Annotated in this window: 13 protein-coding genes; 2 read left to right on the forward strand and 11 right to left on the reverse strand. The window is 39.8% G+C overall.

Features of this window, described 5'->3' with window-relative positions; translation table 11 throughout:
* Positions 1–141: 141 nt before the first annotated feature.
* Positions 142–573, reverse strand: a complete 432-nt coding sequence (locus SJ2017_RS13065) for an HvfA family oxazolone/thioamide-modified RiPP metallophore (protein ID WP_055024656.1) — start codon at positions 571–573, stop codon at positions 142–144.
* A 315-nt stretch (positions 574–888) separates the two neighbouring features.
* Here SJ2017_RS13065 and SJ2017_RS13070 point away from each other — a divergent pair, with 315 nt between their 5' ends.
* Both SJ2017_RS13070 and SJ2017_RS13075 read left to right on the forward strand, forming a co-directional pair.
* Complete coding sequence (locus SJ2017_RS13070) at positions 889–1,836, forward strand: tRNA-dihydrouridine synthase (protein ID WP_080916048.1); 948 nt, start codon at positions 889–891, stop codon at positions 1,834–1,836.
* 155 nt (positions 1,837–1,991) lie between these two features.
* Positions 1,992–2,360, forward strand: a complete 369-nt coding sequence (locus SJ2017_RS13075) for a TraR/DksA C4-type zinc finger protein (RefSeq protein ID WP_055024658.1) — start codon at positions 1,992–1,994, stop codon at positions 2,358–2,360.
* A 178-nt stretch (positions 2,361–2,538) separates the two neighbouring features.
* Here the strand turns inward: SJ2017_RS13075 and SJ2017_RS13080 are convergent, their stop codons facing one another.
* The 10 genes from SJ2017_RS13080 to SJ2017_RS13125 form a co-directional block, all read right to left on the reverse strand.
* Positions 2,539–5,214, reverse strand: coding sequence for a TonB-dependent receptor (locus SJ2017_RS13080; RefSeq protein ID WP_080916049.1), 2,676 nt, complete (start codon positions 5,212–5,214; stop codon positions 2,539–2,541).
* 414 nt (positions 5,215–5,628) lie between these two features.
* Positions 5,629–8,259 (reverse strand): TonB-dependent receptor plug domain-containing protein, encoded by a 2,631-nt coding sequence (locus SJ2017_RS13085; RefSeq protein ID WP_080916050.1) that lies wholly within the window; start codon positions 8,257–8,259, stop codon positions 5,629–5,631.
* A gap of 743 nt (positions 8,260–9,002) precedes the next feature.
* Positions 9,003–9,434 carry a nucleoside-diphosphate kinase gene (gene ndk / locus SJ2017_RS13090; RefSeq protein ID WP_055024661.1) on the reverse strand — a complete coding sequence of 144 codons (432 nt, stop codon included), beginning with the start codon at positions 9,432–9,434 and terminating at the stop codon, positions 9,003–9,005.
* A gap of 241 nt (positions 9,435–9,675) precedes the next feature.
* Positions 9,676–10,320 carry a TetR/AcrR family transcriptional regulator gene (locus tag SJ2017_RS13095; RefSeq protein WP_080916051.1) on the reverse strand — a complete coding sequence of 215 codons (645 nt, stop codon included), beginning with the start codon at positions 10,318–10,320 and terminating at the stop codon, positions 9,676–9,678.
* A 268-nt stretch (positions 10,321–10,588) separates the two neighbouring features.
* A complete protein-coding gene (gene fdx / locus SJ2017_RS13100) occupies positions 10,589–10,924 on the reverse strand; it encodes an ISC system 2Fe-2S type ferredoxin (protein WP_055024663.1) in 336 nt (111 codons plus the stop codon).
* 8 nt (positions 10,925–10,932) lie between these two features.
* Positions 10,933–12,795: a Fe-S protein assembly chaperone HscA gene (gene hscA, locus SJ2017_RS13105; protein WP_080916052.1), complete on the reverse strand. Its 1,863-nt coding sequence runs from the start codon at positions 12,793–12,795 to the stop codon at positions 10,933–10,935.
* Between the two features lie 78 nt (positions 12,796–12,873).
* Complete coding sequence (hscB, locus tag SJ2017_RS13110; protein ID WP_055024665.1) at positions 12,874–13,398, reverse strand: co-chaperone HscB; 525 nt, start codon at positions 13,396–13,398, stop codon at positions 12,874–12,876.
* 56 nt (positions 13,399–13,454) lie between these two features.
* Entirely contained in the window at positions 13,455–13,778 is a 324-nt protein-coding gene (gene iscA / locus SJ2017_RS13115; protein ID WP_055024666.1) for an iron-sulfur cluster assembly protein IscA, read from the reverse strand.
* Between the two features lie 13 nt (positions 13,779–13,791).
* Positions 13,792–14,175, reverse strand: a complete 384-nt coding sequence (gene iscU, locus SJ2017_RS13120) for a Fe-S cluster assembly scaffold IscU (RefSeq protein WP_055024667.1) — start codon at positions 14,173–14,175, stop codon at positions 13,792–13,794.
* 39 nt (positions 14,176–14,214) lie between these two features.
* Complete coding sequence (locus tag SJ2017_RS13125; protein WP_055024668.1) at positions 14,215–15,429, reverse strand: IscS subfamily cysteine desulfurase; 1,215 nt, start codon at positions 15,427–15,429, stop codon at positions 14,215–14,217.
* Positions 15,430–15,443 lie beyond the last annotated feature (14 nt).

Raw genomic sequence — 15,443 nt, forward strand, 5'->3', positions numbered from 1 at the left:
TACAACACTCCGTCTGTTACTTTTTATCAATTAAAAAGGCCTGTATAACAGGCCTTATCATGACGTACTTTACATTCAGATTAAACATTCAATGGGGTAAAAAAATGTTATGGATGTAAAGTTTATATGCTAGTAAATGAATTACTTAGCACCACCACATTTGCCTTCACCGCATTTGCCTTCTTTGGCTTTTTTGTCGCCGCCGCATTTACCTTCGCCACACTTGCCTTCTTTGGCTTTCATGTCGCCGCCGCATTTACCTTCGCCACACTTGCCTTCTTTGGCTTTCATGTCGCCGCCGCATTTACCTTCGCCACACTTGCCTTCTTTGGCTTTCATATCGCCGCCGCATTTACCTTCGCCACACTTGCCTTCTTTGGCTTTCATGTCGCCGCCGCATTTACCTTCGCCACACTTACCTTCTTTGGCTTTTTCTTCGCCACCATCAAGTTGGTAGCCGGCATTCATTTGTTCGAAGCCAAATGGATTAGCTTCGACTTGAGTAGAAACACCTGCTGTTAATACCACTGCACCTAACGCCATTGCTACTGTAGTTTGCTTTACTGAGTTCATAATAATCTTCCTTATATTCAAACTTTATAATGGTGACCAACAACTAACAGTGCTGGCTTACAATTTAATAGACCTAATCACGTTTACTTTTATTTCACATAATTTGATCTAAATCATAATTATTTTCAAAATTTCTTGCTAGAGAATAATTTATAGTTGTAAGCATAGTGTAAAAATAGGATTTATCTAGCTGATATTTATCATTAAAATTAAGTAATCATGTACCCAGCTACTTTTTGATGATTTATAAATGAATTTGTATAACAAATCAAAGTCGCTAGAATAGCGCTCCTTTTACTGATTACAGGTTGAACCGTGCGCGTAGTATTAGCCCCTATGGAAGGTGTCATTGATGACTTGATGCGAGAAATATTGTCTGAAATTAATCCATATGACTTGGTGGTGACTGAGTTCGTTAGGGTTGTCAGCCAATTACTTCCAGAAAAAGTCTATTACAAATTATGTCCTGAACTGCGCAATGGCGGCTTAACCGCCTCTGGTACGCCGGTACGTATTCAACTGTTAGGCCAACACCCAAGCGTCATGGCTGAAAATGCACACAGAGCAGTTGAACTTGGCTCACAAGGTGTGGATGCTAATTTCGGTTGTCCTGCAAAAATGGTTAATCGAAGTAAAGGCGGCGCAGTATTATTGCAATACCCTGATACCATCCACGATATTGTTAAAGCCATGCGTGACGCTGTACCGAATGAGCAACCTGTTACAGCTAAAATCCGTTTAGGTTTTGAAGACAAGTCACTCTTTATGGAAAATGCGTTAGCTGTTTACGAAGCTGGTGCCAGTGAAATTGCAATTCATGCCAGAAGTAAAGTTGATGGCTATAAGCCACCAGCTTATTGGGAGTACATTACTGAAGTGCGTAAACGATTACCTATTCCAGTAATTGCCAATGGTGAAATTTGGAGTCGTGAAGATGCAATAAGATGTATGGATGTCACTGGCTGTGACAACATCATGCTAGGGCGCGGAGCAATGTCATTACCAAACTTGGCTGCAGCAATTAAAGGCGAGCAAGCACCTTATACTTGGGCTCAAACGTTAAGTTTGTTGCTACGTTACACCCAAAAACAATTAATTGGTAAGAAGTCAGACTATTACCCTGCAAGAGTTAAGCAGTGGTTTACCTACCTTAATAAACAATACCCAGAAGCAGATGCGTTATTTAGAGAACTACGTGTATTAAAAACCACAGATGAAATTGTCGCCATACTAGAAAAAACCTACGAACAACAAAATCGTTAATTTCATAAAAAAGCTTCATTAGTACGTATTAATATTAACGAAACTTAATATTTGTTTGCTTAAATGAAGCTTTGAATTGATCTCCATCATAACAATACTAGCCGATGACGTTAGACTAAATACCCAGATAAGCGATTAAGTAATTAGGTCATTTTGTGAGTATTCAAGAAATACAGCAATCATTAATGCAAAGAGAAGCGCAGCTTAAATATGAGTTAGTGCATCAATTAAATCAAAAAGGTCATGTGCAAAGTGCCTCACAAAGCCACTTTAATATGAGCTTAACCGAGCTTATTGAATTAATGAGTCAGCAGAATTTAACTGACACTCCGCTATTTGGTCAATTAACACGCCTAGATGCCGCATTATGCCAATTAGAGTTAGGTTTGTATGGCTTATGTTCAGATTGCGAATCCGATATTGAACCTGAGCGACTAGCAGCAGACCCCACCGAGCAGCGATGTGCTTGCTGTGCAGAAAAACACCGTAATGAACATCGACAAGAGTTGCGACTAAGCCATTAAAATATAAAGTGCCACTTAAATATGGAGAGTCACTTAAATATCGAGAGTCACTCGCGTATACAGTGATTCATAAAGTCACCTTCCCCATCATCTTAATACTGCTCGATTTTAATCGTATCGCTTTTGAGATATAAAAAAACCTCCGACTAGCGGAGGTTTTTTTTAGCGTAAATTCACTTTAGAATTTTTGATTAATACGTAGGTAGTAAGTACGACCTAGAACATCATACAAGTCAGTATTGACATCGCGGTAACCTGAGAAGTCGTACCAAGTTGGTGCTTCTTCATCAAATACGTTGTTAATACCTACTGTAATCGTACCGTTCCAATCATGGGTGTAACCGAACTGGATATTATGCTTAAAGTAATCCGGTGTATCTGTAATATAATCATAGCCTAGATCACGCCAGTATTGACCAGATTGGCTACCAATATACACAGTAGTCCACGCTGCATTAAAGTCATTGTAGTACCATGCAGCAGCTAAATTACCACGCCATTGTGGATAATCTTGAATACCTGCGTAATCGATTGCAATTGACTCTGAATCAGCTTGTTCTTCAAATTCTAATACGTGTGTCATATCAACTTTGAAGTTAAAGTCACCGAAACCGGTTTCTAAATTATATGAGGTAGCAAAATCTAAACCGCTGGTCACAACCGATGACATATTAATGTAACCACTTTCTATGTATTCGATTTTACCGTCTGCCCCACGAGTCACAAAGTCTGAGCTACCATTAAGCTTTTCATCACGAATAACATCTGTAGCACTTACTGCTTCAATCTTATTATCGTAAGTAATGTCGTAGTAAGAAAGCTCAACGCTCCAAGCATCAGTTACATTCCAAACAGCACCTAAAGTAAGAGAGTTACCTTCTTCAGCTTCTAAGTCAAGGTTACCACCAAACCATGTTTTATGCTGATTACCCGTTGCACAATAGTTTTCATCAGAGCCGTTGTTAGCTTCACACCATACTGAGTCATAAGCAGTTTCAAAACTTAGAGATTGAGATGAGAACATTTCGCCCATATTAGGAGCACGGAATGAATCACCATAACTTGCACGGACTAATAAGCTATCCACAGGACGCCAGCTAACACCAATTTTAGGTACGACGGCATCAAAAGTAGATGAATTAGTCACAACACCCGTAGCACCCGTTAGCGAGCCTTCTTGCTCATAACGTTCATAACGTACCGCTAACGATACATCAACGTTGGCAGGTAAGCCCATTTGGATCTCAGTGTATGCAGCTGTACGATCACGCTCTGCATCGACATCATCACCACCCGAACCACCAGAAATGATACCCGCAGCAGACTCAGGATCTGATGTTTGCTTGAAGTTGATCATTTCGTACTCTGCACCCACTAACATAGCCAGTGTAAAGTTGTCGCTATCAATAAACGTTGTAGAAGCAAGGCCATCAATTTGAGTGCTATCAAACTTACCTTGGTAAACACCAGTATGATTTGCTGCACTATAAAGAGCAGTCATGGTTTGATCCCATTCATCATAGCTCATGCCACTGGTGTTAAAGATATCGTAGTTACCAGTGTCAATTTCACTTTGAATAATGTCATCATTAATCAAATTGTAGTTAAATGAATTAGTTGTAGAACCTGAGTATTGGGCATTAATCTCCCAATCGATACCATTACCAATGTCAGCAAAACCAACAAAGCCACCTAACATGTCGTAGTTATTTGTTTCAGTTAACGTATCACGCTCACCTATTTGAACTGAACGCATGTAAAGCGTCATGTCTTCACCCGTTGGGTTATAGACATTGTCCGCAGACATGACTGGGTAATTGGTAGAAACTGGTGTTCCGGCATAACGAGTGTTGGTTTCACTTAATGATGCAGAACCACGACCACGAAATTGAATATCATCGGTAATATCATAACTAAAGTTGGTCATAAACGAGTTACGCGTCATGTCACCAAATAACTTTGTTACTTCGCCATAACTGTAATAACAGCGACCGTTGTTATTACCATCAGTACCATTTACGACATTTTCGGTGTCATCACACATTTCTGAGTTTGAATAGAACTCATAAATGTCTTCACCATCCTCATCGACTCTACCAGTATTGTAATAGCCGTTTGGAACTGAACTGAATGAGCTATAATCACCATAAGAATCATCATCCATGTTCCAGATATCGCGATCCATCACAGCTTTAGTATCGTAATACTCATAGGTAAAAGTGATATTACCTTTATCCGTATTGTAACCAGTTGCAATTGAGAATCGAGTTGCATCCCCACCTTCAACATCTGGCATTTCCATGCTGTAATCTAATTGAACACCTTCAAACTCTTTTTTCGTAATGATGTTAATTACACCAGCAACCGCATCCGAGCCGTAAACAGCTGACGCACCATCACGTAAAATCTCGATACGTTCTACAATAGCGATTGGAATTTGTGATGTATCAGCAGTAGAACCAGAACTAGAACTCGTTCCAGGCATACGACGACCATCTAATAATACCAAGGTAGCTTGTGAGCCAAGGCCACGCATGTTAATTGAGCTAGTTGCACTTGCACCAGAGCCATAACCAGACGTACCACGCCATGAACCAAATGCGTTGATAGATGAGTTGTTAAGTACATCAGCAACTGTTTTTTCACCAGTCAGTGCAATATCAGCAGCACTTAAGACTGTTACAGGTGAAGATGTTTCCATATCCACTTGCTTAATACGTGAACCTGTCACTTCTATTCTTTCTACTTTTTCAGCTTCTTCAGCAAAAGCGATACCTGAAAAAGCCAACGATGCTGCTGTTGCAGCTAGAATACTGCGACGAATCGCCTTAGCTGTTAGCGTTAATGAACTCATGTAAATCTCCCTGAACGTTAAATCTCATAACGTATTGACTTTTTATTGTTTTATTTAGTTATAGCGAAGTTAAGACCTCACACTGATACTGTTAAAACAACCCAAAAGCTTCAACAAGAGACACAGCCATTTAACGAGCAGGATACAAATTAATACACATTAGCAAATAGTATCAAAAGGTAACTATCACAAAACTATATATTACAACCACTTATGTTAAAACAACCGTTTTACAGCCAAACAGCCCAAAAGCGTTACAACTAGTAACCATTGAAAATGTAAGGTTACTTTTCGTTAACGCTCAATAACATGGTAAATTTTGTGCACTTTTTAACAGCGAAACAAAAAAAAATCTCGACCAATTGGCCGAGATTTTTAACATTTAACCTTAACTTACAAGGTAAATTTTGTGATTTAGAACTTCACGCTAGCACGAACGAAGAAGTAACGACCTAATACATCATAAGTGTACGGATCGGTATTTGAATCGTTGTTACCAGAGTAGTATGGAGGCTGCTCATCTAATACGTTATTCACACCACCTGACAATCTAACAGTTTCGTTAATATCGTAAGATGCAGAAATGTCGTGATAAACGATTGAGTCAACTGAAGGCGCGTAACAGTCACTTGGATCATCTTTACAAGCGAATGAATCCATTCCGTCGATGTAACGAGCTTCATAAGTAGCAGACCAGTCATCACCAGCAGCAGTTAAGTTAAAGTTAGTCTTTAACTCTGCGTATGCACCTACACCACCTGTGATGTAACCTTTATAGTCAATTACATTTCCATCTTGGTCATACTCTTCATAAGTATCTAAGATAGAAGTATCAAGACCTGCTTTCCAATCTAAACCTAAGCCTTCAAATGTGTAAGCTAAGTTAATATCGAAACCAGATGTATTTGTTTCACCGATATTTTGTAAACCATTATCAAAACTAATACGACCAGTGTTGTCAATTTCAATGCTTGAAGACTGACATAATGCAGTACCTTCATTGATCTTGTTACCGTTTGCATCTAAACACTGATTAGCAATGTAGTTCGAATCTACTGAAGTAATAGTATTTGTAATACCGATATCGTAGTAATCAACAGTTAAAGATAACCCTTCAACGAAGCTTGGAGAGTAAACCAAACCAATCGTCGTGATATCAGCTTCTTCTGGTGTTAGATCTGGATTACCACCAACAGTTACTTCAGCTTGAGTTTGATCTGTTGCAGGGTGAACAATTTGGTCGAATGATGGAGACTTACCACCAAATAACTCAGATACTGTAGGTGCACGGAATGCAGTTGATTGACCACCACGGATCATCAAGTCATCGAATACACGCCAAGTTAAGCCCAATTTCCAAGTCGTATCATCACCAAATGTGCTGTAATCGAAGTAACGAATAGCTGCACTTAAGTCAACTTGCTCAAGTAAAGGAACATCACTGATAAGTGGAATAGCAAGCTCTACGTATGCTTCATTTACATCAAATGAACCAGAAGTTGCTTCTACACGTGGGTCATTTGCAAGACCTTGAGCAGTTAATGAATCAGGAGTGAAATAAGCAGACTCTTTACGGAATTCATAACCAGCAGCAAAGCCCATAGTACCAGCAGGAAGATCTACAATGTCACCAGCAAGAGAAAGTGCTGCGATATCTAACTCACTACCACCAGCGTTCACTTCTGTGTATACGAATGGAGCAATACTGTCACCCACCCAAGAAGATTGTAAGAAAGGATCAAATTCTTGAGCTTGAACAGCATCATTAATTGAACCAATGTTATGTAAGTTAGCTAAAGTATCAACTGAGTCGTTCTTACCTTTGTTGTAAGATGCATCCCAAGTCCAACCATTGTCGAACTCACCTTCTAGTCCAACAACTAAACGAATAGTATCAACAACTTGAGAGAAGTCACGAGAACCAGACTCAACCATACGACGACCATAATCAACAAGCTCGCCATCTTCTACCCATGGAAGCAGTTCATCTGTCATCCAACCACCAGCAGAAATTGGTTGGTATTCCCAAGATTCACTGTTCCAAATTGGTTGAGGTGCCATCTGTTGATCTGACCAACGCTTAGAGTACATAGCTTCAGAGAAGAACATAACGTTATCAGAAAGCTCGTAAGTACCAGCCATGCTTAAGTTTAAACGCTCCATTGGCGTAGATAAGAAACTAGAAGCTGAGTAGTTATAACGATCTGCATCAGTGAACTCATGATATTCACCACCACGACCACTTAAATCTGCGCCATTAGCACCCCAAATATGACCACCTTCAGAGTATGAACTACCTGCACAATATAGGCCGTCAGCACCTTCAGCGATAGGACAATCAGAGAAATCACGGTCTGCTTGGCTTGCATCGCCACGCTTAGTGTACTGAGCGTTAATAACAACATTACCTTTATCGAATGTGTTACCCATAGTGAAATCAAGGCTAGTTTCATCTGCATCGCCCTCACCAGAAATACCTGTTTGTACGTTTAGCTCTAAACCATCAAAGTCACGTTTTAAGATAACGTTTACAACACCAGCAATAGCATCTGTACCATATACAGCAGATGCGCCGTCTTTAAGTACTTCAACACGTTGGATCATTGAAACTGGAATGGTGTTTAAATCAACTGAAGATGCTGCACCAGTACCAGATGCAATCATACGACGACCGTTAACTAAAACAAGAGTACGGTTTGAACCAAGACCACGTAGGTTTACACGAGCGTTACCACCTGAACCATTGTTTACAGCAGCGTTAGTCATCGCGCCGCCAGATGCGGTCATTTTTTGTAAAACGTCATCAATAGATGTAGCGCCAGATGCGATAATAGATGAAGCATCAATAACACTTACTGGGCTAGCAGTTTCCATATCGGTACGTTTAATACGTGAACCGGTTACTGCAATTCTTTCTACTTTTTCTGCTTGTGCTTCTTCAGCCATTACACTAGCTGAAAAAACAGAACCTGTTGCTACAGTCGTTGCTGCAATTGTCAATAAGCCACGGCGAATAGCCTTAGCTGTTAAAGATACTGAACTCATTATAATACTCCCTTCGCTATGTCATATATAAAGTCATAACGTTATATTTTTTATTTTTTAGGTTAAACATTTAATTAACCGAGAGCATTATTGTTAAATAAAATCACATTAGTCAACATCTATTACAAATTAATAACGTTTGAAATTAGAATGGTTACACTAAAAACTTAACACCTGTTAAAAATATGTTAAATCATTATTTATCATATACTTAGATAAAATTACGCACCACATGTAACACCAGCATGATATATTTGTTAAACAAAGGTAACACCAAACATTAATTGTGAGCATTATTTGATCGAAAAGGTTAAATCTAATTTAAAATATAGAAAATAAATAAACATTAATGAGATAAGATTTAACAAATAATTAACTTAAGTAACAAATTAAATTTTGAAAATATTTATTTATTCGAACACAATTTGACGAGTAAATTATAAAAATGTGCATTTTTAGGCATATTAAAAGCAAAGAATATGAAAAATCAGTGTGTGTTTGATAAACAGCCAAAGAATAGCTGCATATAAAGTGAATTAAACAAGAATAACTATGCAAAAAGTAACAAGGTTGTGATGAAAGAGAAATTAAAGCAGCCAGATAAGATAATGCAGCAATGGGATTGCTTACTTCCTCTTAAACTGACATTGGATACTATTTGATTTAAGTAAAATAAGTCTTCGTCAACATTGCACAACAAAAAAGGAGCCATAAGGCTCCTTTTAGCGTCATTCAATTAAGAATTAACGAGTGCGTGCACATAACTCTTCAGCACTGAAGAAGTAAGCAACTTCACGCTCAGCAGATGCTACAGAATCAGAACCGTGAGCAGCGTTCTCATCGATGCTTTCAGCGAAATCAGCACGGATAGTTCCTTCAGCAGCTTCAGCTGGGTTAGTAGCACCTAAAATTTCACGGTGAGCTAGAACAGCATTTTCGCCTTCAAGCGTTTGAACCATGATTGGGCCAGAAGTCATAAATGCAACTAAAGCACCAAAGAAAGGACGTTCGCTGTGCTCAGCGTAGAAGCCTTCAGCTTGCTCTTTGCTTAAGTGAACCATTTTAGCAGCAATGATTTTCAGGCCAGCAGTTTCAAAACGGTTGTAGATAGCGCCAATGTGGTTTTTTGCAACAGCATCAGGCTTAATGATAGAAAAAGTACGTTCGATAGCCATGAAAAGCTTCCTTCTTAAATATACGGGTTTTAAATTCGCGCGGATTATACGAAATTTACGCCAACATGCATAGGGTTAATAGCGTCACATAATCAAAATGTAACCTTGTGACCTAGGTAATACAGAAATTGTGATAAGCCTCAAGCCAATTTAGCCATAAACAAAGCTAATTAAAGCCACGACTATAACTCAAAGGTTGCAGTGAGTAGCTAGGCTAACAGCTTTGTTTAACCAACTTTGCTCAACCAAAGTGTAATTGAGACTGTAAATAGCTCCCCAGCATGACCCCAAGAGCTTTAACAAATTCATCTTTGGGCATTGAACAAGCAATCGCAGGAGTAAGAGAAGGATATAATATTTTATCAAGCAGACTGTTTATCAGCATAAAAATGACCATATCAGCGGCTTTTTGTTGCACTTTGGTCGCCTTGCCATCCGACGCCATAAAATTAAGTAGCAATTGTGATAGGCGCTGGTAAGCCTCATTTCTATCTAATGAAGGATTAGTGAAAATGGTATCAGGGTGAAGCCTAGCGTTAAGGTGTATCGTTCTAAAAACGCTTTTTCTTTCATCTAAAAAGTGGAATGTTGCCTGACAAAGATGTGTTACTTGTTGTTCTAACCCATCACAGTCGTGGCATTCGAGCTCTGTGATAAAGTTGCCCAGCTCCTGGCCAAAATCATCATATAACAATGGCAATAGCGCCTCTTTATTTTCAAAGCGACGATAAAACGTTCCAACCGAAACCCCTGCCCCTTCAGCCAGTTCCTTTATGCTGATGTGTTCAAAGTACTTGACCTTCAATGCCCGTTGCAAAGACTGTAAAAACTTGTCATGCGTGACTTGGCTACGTTTTTGTTTAGGGCGTAAATCTGGTACTGACATTCATATTTCCATTGAAAAAAACAGAGGTTGATAGACTATTTTGCATCATACAATTTATGATGCAAAAACTCTAACATATAAGATTTAGCACCAACGATAATCTTGATGCCCTGATCGCCAAGCGAATCTCAAAAAGCAACGCATAAGCATTAGTCACAAAAAAAAAGCAACGACACATGTCATTGCTTTATGGTTTTAACAGGAAGCATTATGACTTCCTTGGTTGATTCATTATTAACTATAATGAATCACTGTAGCCGACTGAGGATTACCCTTCACTTACCATATTAATGGTGTACTTAGGGATATCAATCACCATATCACAGTCAACAACTTTAGCCTGGCAAGATAAACGGCTTTCTGGCTCTAACCCCCATGCTTTATCAAGCATATCGTCTTCTAGCTCATCACTTTCTTCAAGCTCATCAAAGCCTTCACGAACAATACAGTGACATGTAGTACATGCACATGACTTTTCGCAAGCATGTTCAATATGGATACCGTTTTTAAGTGCAACATCTAAAATAGTTTCACCTACTTCAGCTTCTAACACAGCACCGTCTGGGCACAGCTCTTCATGGGGTAAAAAAACTAACTGCGGCATTTTATCACCTATATATTATCGACAGACTGACCTTTCAGTGCTGCTCGAATAGAATTATCCATACGACGTGAAGCAAACTCTTGGGTTTGTTCATCTAGTGCTTCAATCGCTTTTTCAATAGCATCGGTATCATCACCTTGAGCGGTTATTTGTAACTGTTCAATGGCAGCATGAATTTGTGCTTGTTCTTCGGTATTAAGTAAATCTGCGTCTTTTGCTAATGCAGCTGATAAAGTTTCAACCACTCTTGAAGCTTCAACTTGTTGTTCTGCCAGCATTCTGCGCGTGATGTCATCTTTAGCATGCTTCATTGAATCTTTCAGCATAGTCGCGATTTCAGTATCAGATAAACCAAATGAAGGTTTTACTTGAATCGTTGACTTAACTTCCGTCGACTTTTCCATCGCTGTGACACTCAGTAAACCATCAGCATCTACTTGGAATGTGACACGAATGTGCGCAGCACCTGCCGCTAGTGCAGGAATACCATTTAAAGTGAAACGTGCTAATGAACGACAGTCATCCACTAACTCACGTTCACCTTGGACCACATGGAAAGCCATGGCAGTTTGGCCATCTTTAAATGTGGTAAACTCTTGAGCTCGTGCAACAGGGATAGTGGTATTACGGGTCACGACTTTCTCAATCAGTCCCCCCATAGTCTCAATGCCTAACGACAGTGGAATAACATCAAGCAATAATAAATCTGATTCAGGTTTATTGCCCACTAAAATGTCAGCTTGAATCGCTGCACCAATAGCCACAACACGATCGGGATCAATTGATGTTAATGGCGTTTTACCAAAGAAACGTTCAACTTGCTCACGTACTAAAGGTACACGAGTAGAACCACCAACCATAACCGTTTCAATGATCTCATCAGTGGTGACTTCAGCGTCACGTAATGTTCTACGGCAACTGGCAATCGTTTTCTTAACAAGTGAACCGATAAGCCCTTCAAATTCAGCTTTAGAAACATCAGCAGTTAATACGTCACCGTTTTCTAACGTAATACTCGCCGTGCTGGTTTCATCATTAGTTAGCTGCTCTTTGACTCGTCTAGATTCAATCAATAACTGTCTATTTAATGAAGCAGTTAATTCAATCAACCCCATTGCGCTTTGCAAGTGATTACGCAACAGATGATCAAAGTCATCACCGCCAAGCGCTGAGTCGCCGCCAGTAGCTAATACTTCAAACACACCTCTATTCAAACGAAGAATAGAAATATCGAAGGTTCCCCCACCTAAATCATAGATGGCAATAACGCCTTCTTGTTTAGTGTCTAAACCGTAAGCAATAGCAGCAGCCGTGGGTTCATTTAATAAACGTAAAACTTTAACCCCCAGAAGCTCTGCTGCATCTTTAGTGCCTTGACGCTGCGCGTCATCGAAATAAGCAGGTACTGTAATGGCAACACCTTCTAAGTCACCGCCAAGGGTTTTTTCGGCTCTTGAGATTAACGGCTTTAAAATTTCAGCTGAAACTTGGACTGGATTCACTGCGCCTTGCGCCGTGTTAAATACAGGTAGCCCGTTTTCACTTGCGGTAAAATCATATGGCAAGTTTTGCTCTGCAGACTGAATGTCTTTTAAGCTGCGCCCCATAAAACGTTTGACTGAGACAATGGTATTTTTAGGATCTTGTGCAGACTTAACTTGTGCCGCGTAACCCGTTTCGACACTATCAGAGCCGTAATGAACCACAGAAGGAAGTGAGTGTTGATTGTCATTATCTGGCAAGGTTGACGCTTCACCACTTCTAACAGCTGCAACCAAAGAGTTAGTTGTACCTAAATCGATGCCAACTGCAAGTCTGTGCTGGTGAGGTGCGGCGCTTTGGCCGGGCTCTGCAATTTGAAAAAGGGCCATATTAATCCAGTTATTTTGAGGGAAAAAGAACCATTAATTGTAGATAGCAAAAAGCTCTGTAATTGACAGAGCTCAGCGTTAATCTAGCAATGAATCTTCAACTCTTGCTAATTCATCCTGCAATTTTGCCATAAATTTCAGCTTTCTGATCTGATCAGCTGCAGATAAATCATCATTTTCTGCATTAGTGGCTAATAATTGGGCAAGGGATTGCGATAGGGTTTTCTCGTAGTCAGCAAATGATTGATATAAATCTTCGATTAAGTCATCAGCTTGCTGGCTATCTTTAATATCTTCTAACGCTTCACGCCATTCCATTTGCTGCATTAAGAAAGCAGTATCTTTCACTGTTGTAGTTTCATGGCTAATATCAACACCACGAAGACTTAACATATGTTCAGCGCGCTTTAATGGGTTTTTAAGCGTTTGGTATCCGTCGTTAACTTGCGCAGTGCGTTGCACTGATAACAGTTTTTGTTGTTCAGACTCGCTGGCAAATTTATCAGGATGAACCGCCCTTTGCAGCTCGCGATAGCGCTCTGCAAGGTTGGCGGTGTCGATATCAAAGGAAGGTGTTATTTGAAATAATTCAAAGTAATTCATTGGCAGATATCATGCTCTTTTTGGGTAAATGACAGTAAAGCTTTATGTGTATTAGATTACACAGTAAAGCTTTCACCACAACCACATTCACCTTTGGCATTAGGGTTGTTAAATTGGAAACCTTCGTTCAGGCCTTCTTTAACAAAGTCTAATTCAATGCCTTGTAAATAAATAAAACTCTTGGCATCGATGATGATATTAACGCCTTCTATTTCGTAAATCTCATCATCGTCGTTTGCTTCATCAACAAACTCAAGCACATAAGCCATACCAGAACAGCCAGATGTTCTTAACCCTAGGCGTAAACCCAAGCCTTTTCCTCGATTAACTAGGAAAGATTTCACTCGTTCAGCCGCAGCTGGGGTCATTGTAATTGCCATCTTAACTCCGGTATTACTTGTCTTGCTTTGATTTGTACTCATCTAATGCTGCTTTAATAGCGTCTTCCGCTAAAATAGAGCAATGGATTTTAACAGGAGGTAAAGCAAGCTCTTCTGCGATATCAGCATTCTTAATTGTTGCTGCTTCATCAACACTTTTGCCTTTAACCCACTCAGTTACGAGCGAACTTGACGCGATTGCACTACCACAACCATAAGTTTTGAATTTAGCGTCTTCAATGATGCCGTTTTCGCCAATTTTAAGTTGAAGCTTCATCACGTCACCACATGCTGGTGCACCAACCATACCTGTTACCACTGAAGGGTCATTTTTATCAAATGAACCAACGTTACGTGGATTTTCATAATGTTCGATTACTTTTTCGCTGTAAGCCATAACAATTCTGCTCCGTTTATCGCTATCGATAATAATGTATTAGTGATGTGCCCACTGAACTTGGTCCAGATCGATACCATCTTTAAACATCTCCCAAAGTGGAGACATTTCACGTAACTTACCGATAGAATCATCAATTACTTTAATTGCATGCTCGATTTCTTCATCAGTCGTAAAGCGACCAATTGAGAAACGAATTGAGCTGTGCGCCATTTCATCATTTAAGCCTAATGCACGTAGTACATAGCTAGGCTCCAAACTTGCAGAAGTACAAGCTGAACCAGACGATACGGCTAAATCTTTAAGGGCCATCATTAATGATTCACCTTCAACAAAGTTGAAGCTCACATTAAAGATGCCGCTGTAGCGCTGTTCCATATCGCCATTAATATAAGTTTCTTCGATATGTTTAATGCCATTCCATAACTTGTCACGTAGACGCAGAATGCGCGCATTATCTTCAATCATATCTTGCTTAGCGATAGCAGCGGCTTCACCTAAACCAACAATTTGGTGAGTTGCTAATGTACCACTTCGCATACCACGTTCATGACCACCGCCATGCATTTGAGACTCTAAACGAATACGTGGTTTACGGCGTACGTAAAGTGCACCGATACCTTTAGGTCCATACATTTTATGGCCAGAAATAGAAATCAGATCAACTTTAACTGTTTTAACATCAATCGGTAATTTACCTGCACTTTGCGCAGCATCCATATGGAAGAAAATACCTTTAGAGCGACATAGTTCACCAATCGCATTGATGTCTTGAATGACACCAATTTCGTTGTTCACGTGCATGATGCTCACTAAAATAGTGTCGTCACGCATTGCACCTTCAAGCACAGACATTGGGATAATTCCATTGTCACTTGGCTCTAAATACGTAACTTCAAAACCTTCACGCTCAAGTTGACGACAAGCATCAAGTGTTGCTTTATGCTCTGTCTTACTGGTGATGATGTGCTTGCCTTTCTTATTATAGAAATGTGCAATACCTTTGATTGCTAGGTTGCTTGATTCAGTCGCACCAGAAGTGAAAACGATTTCACGGTGATCAGCATTGATTAAATCAGCTACTTGGTTACGAGCAATATCAACTGCTTCTTCGGCTTGCCAACCATAACGGTGAGAACGAGATGCTGGGTTACCAAACACACCGTCCATTGTCATAAATTGAACCATTTTGTCGGCAACACGTTTGTCGACAGGGGTTGTTGCGGCATAATCTAAATAGATAGGAAGCTTCATCATACACTCCGTAC

The organism is Shewanella japonica, from assembly GCF_002075795.1.
GTDB lineage: Bacteria > Pseudomonadota > Gammaproteobacteria > Enterobacterales > Shewanellaceae > Shewanella > Shewanella japonica.

Excerpts from the sequence above, each read along its gene's own strand:
- SJ2017_RS13065 (WP_055024656.1), bottom strand. The coding sequence starts at position 573 with ATGAACTCAGTAAAGCAAACTACAGTAGCAATGGCGTTAGGTGCAGTG.
- SJ2017_RS13085 (WP_080916050.1), bottom strand. The coding sequence starts at position 8,259 with ATGAGTTCAGTATCTTTAACAGCTAAGGCTATTCGCCGTGGCTTATTG.
- hscA (WP_080916052.1), bottom strand. The coding sequence starts at position 12,795 with ATGGCCCTTTTTCAAATTGCAGAGCCCGGCCAAAGCGCCGCACCTCAC.
- SJ2017_RS13080 (WP_080916049.1), bottom strand. The coding sequence starts at position 5,214 with ATGAGTTCATTAACGCTAACAGCTAAGGCGATTCGTCGCAGTATTCTA.
- SJ2017_RS13095 (WP_080916051.1), bottom strand. The coding sequence starts at position 10,320 with ATGTCAGTACCAGATTTACGCCCTAAACAAAAACGTAGCCAAGTCACG.
- iscA (WP_055024666.1), bottom strand. The coding sequence starts at position 13,778 with ATGGCAATTACAATGACCCCAGCTGCGGCTGAACGAGTGAAATCTTTC.
- iscU (WP_055024667.1), bottom strand. The coding sequence starts at position 14,175 with ATGGCTTACAGCGAAAAAGTAATCGAACATTATGAAAATCCACGTAAC.
- SJ2017_RS13125 (WP_055024668.1), bottom strand. The coding sequence starts at position 15,429 with ATGAAGCTTCCTATCTATTTAGATTATGCCGCAACAACCCCTGTCGAC.
- fdx (WP_055024663.1), bottom strand. The coding sequence starts at position 10,924 with ATGCCGCAGTTAGTTTTTTTACCCCATGAAGAGCTGTGCCCAGACGGT.
- hscB (WP_055024665.1), bottom strand. The coding sequence starts at position 13,398 with ATGAATTACTTTGAATTATTTCAAATAACACCTTCCTTTGATATCGAC.
- ndk (WP_055024661.1), bottom strand. The coding sequence starts at position 9,434 with ATGGCTATCGAACGTACTTTTTCTATCATTAAGCCTGATGCTGTTGCA.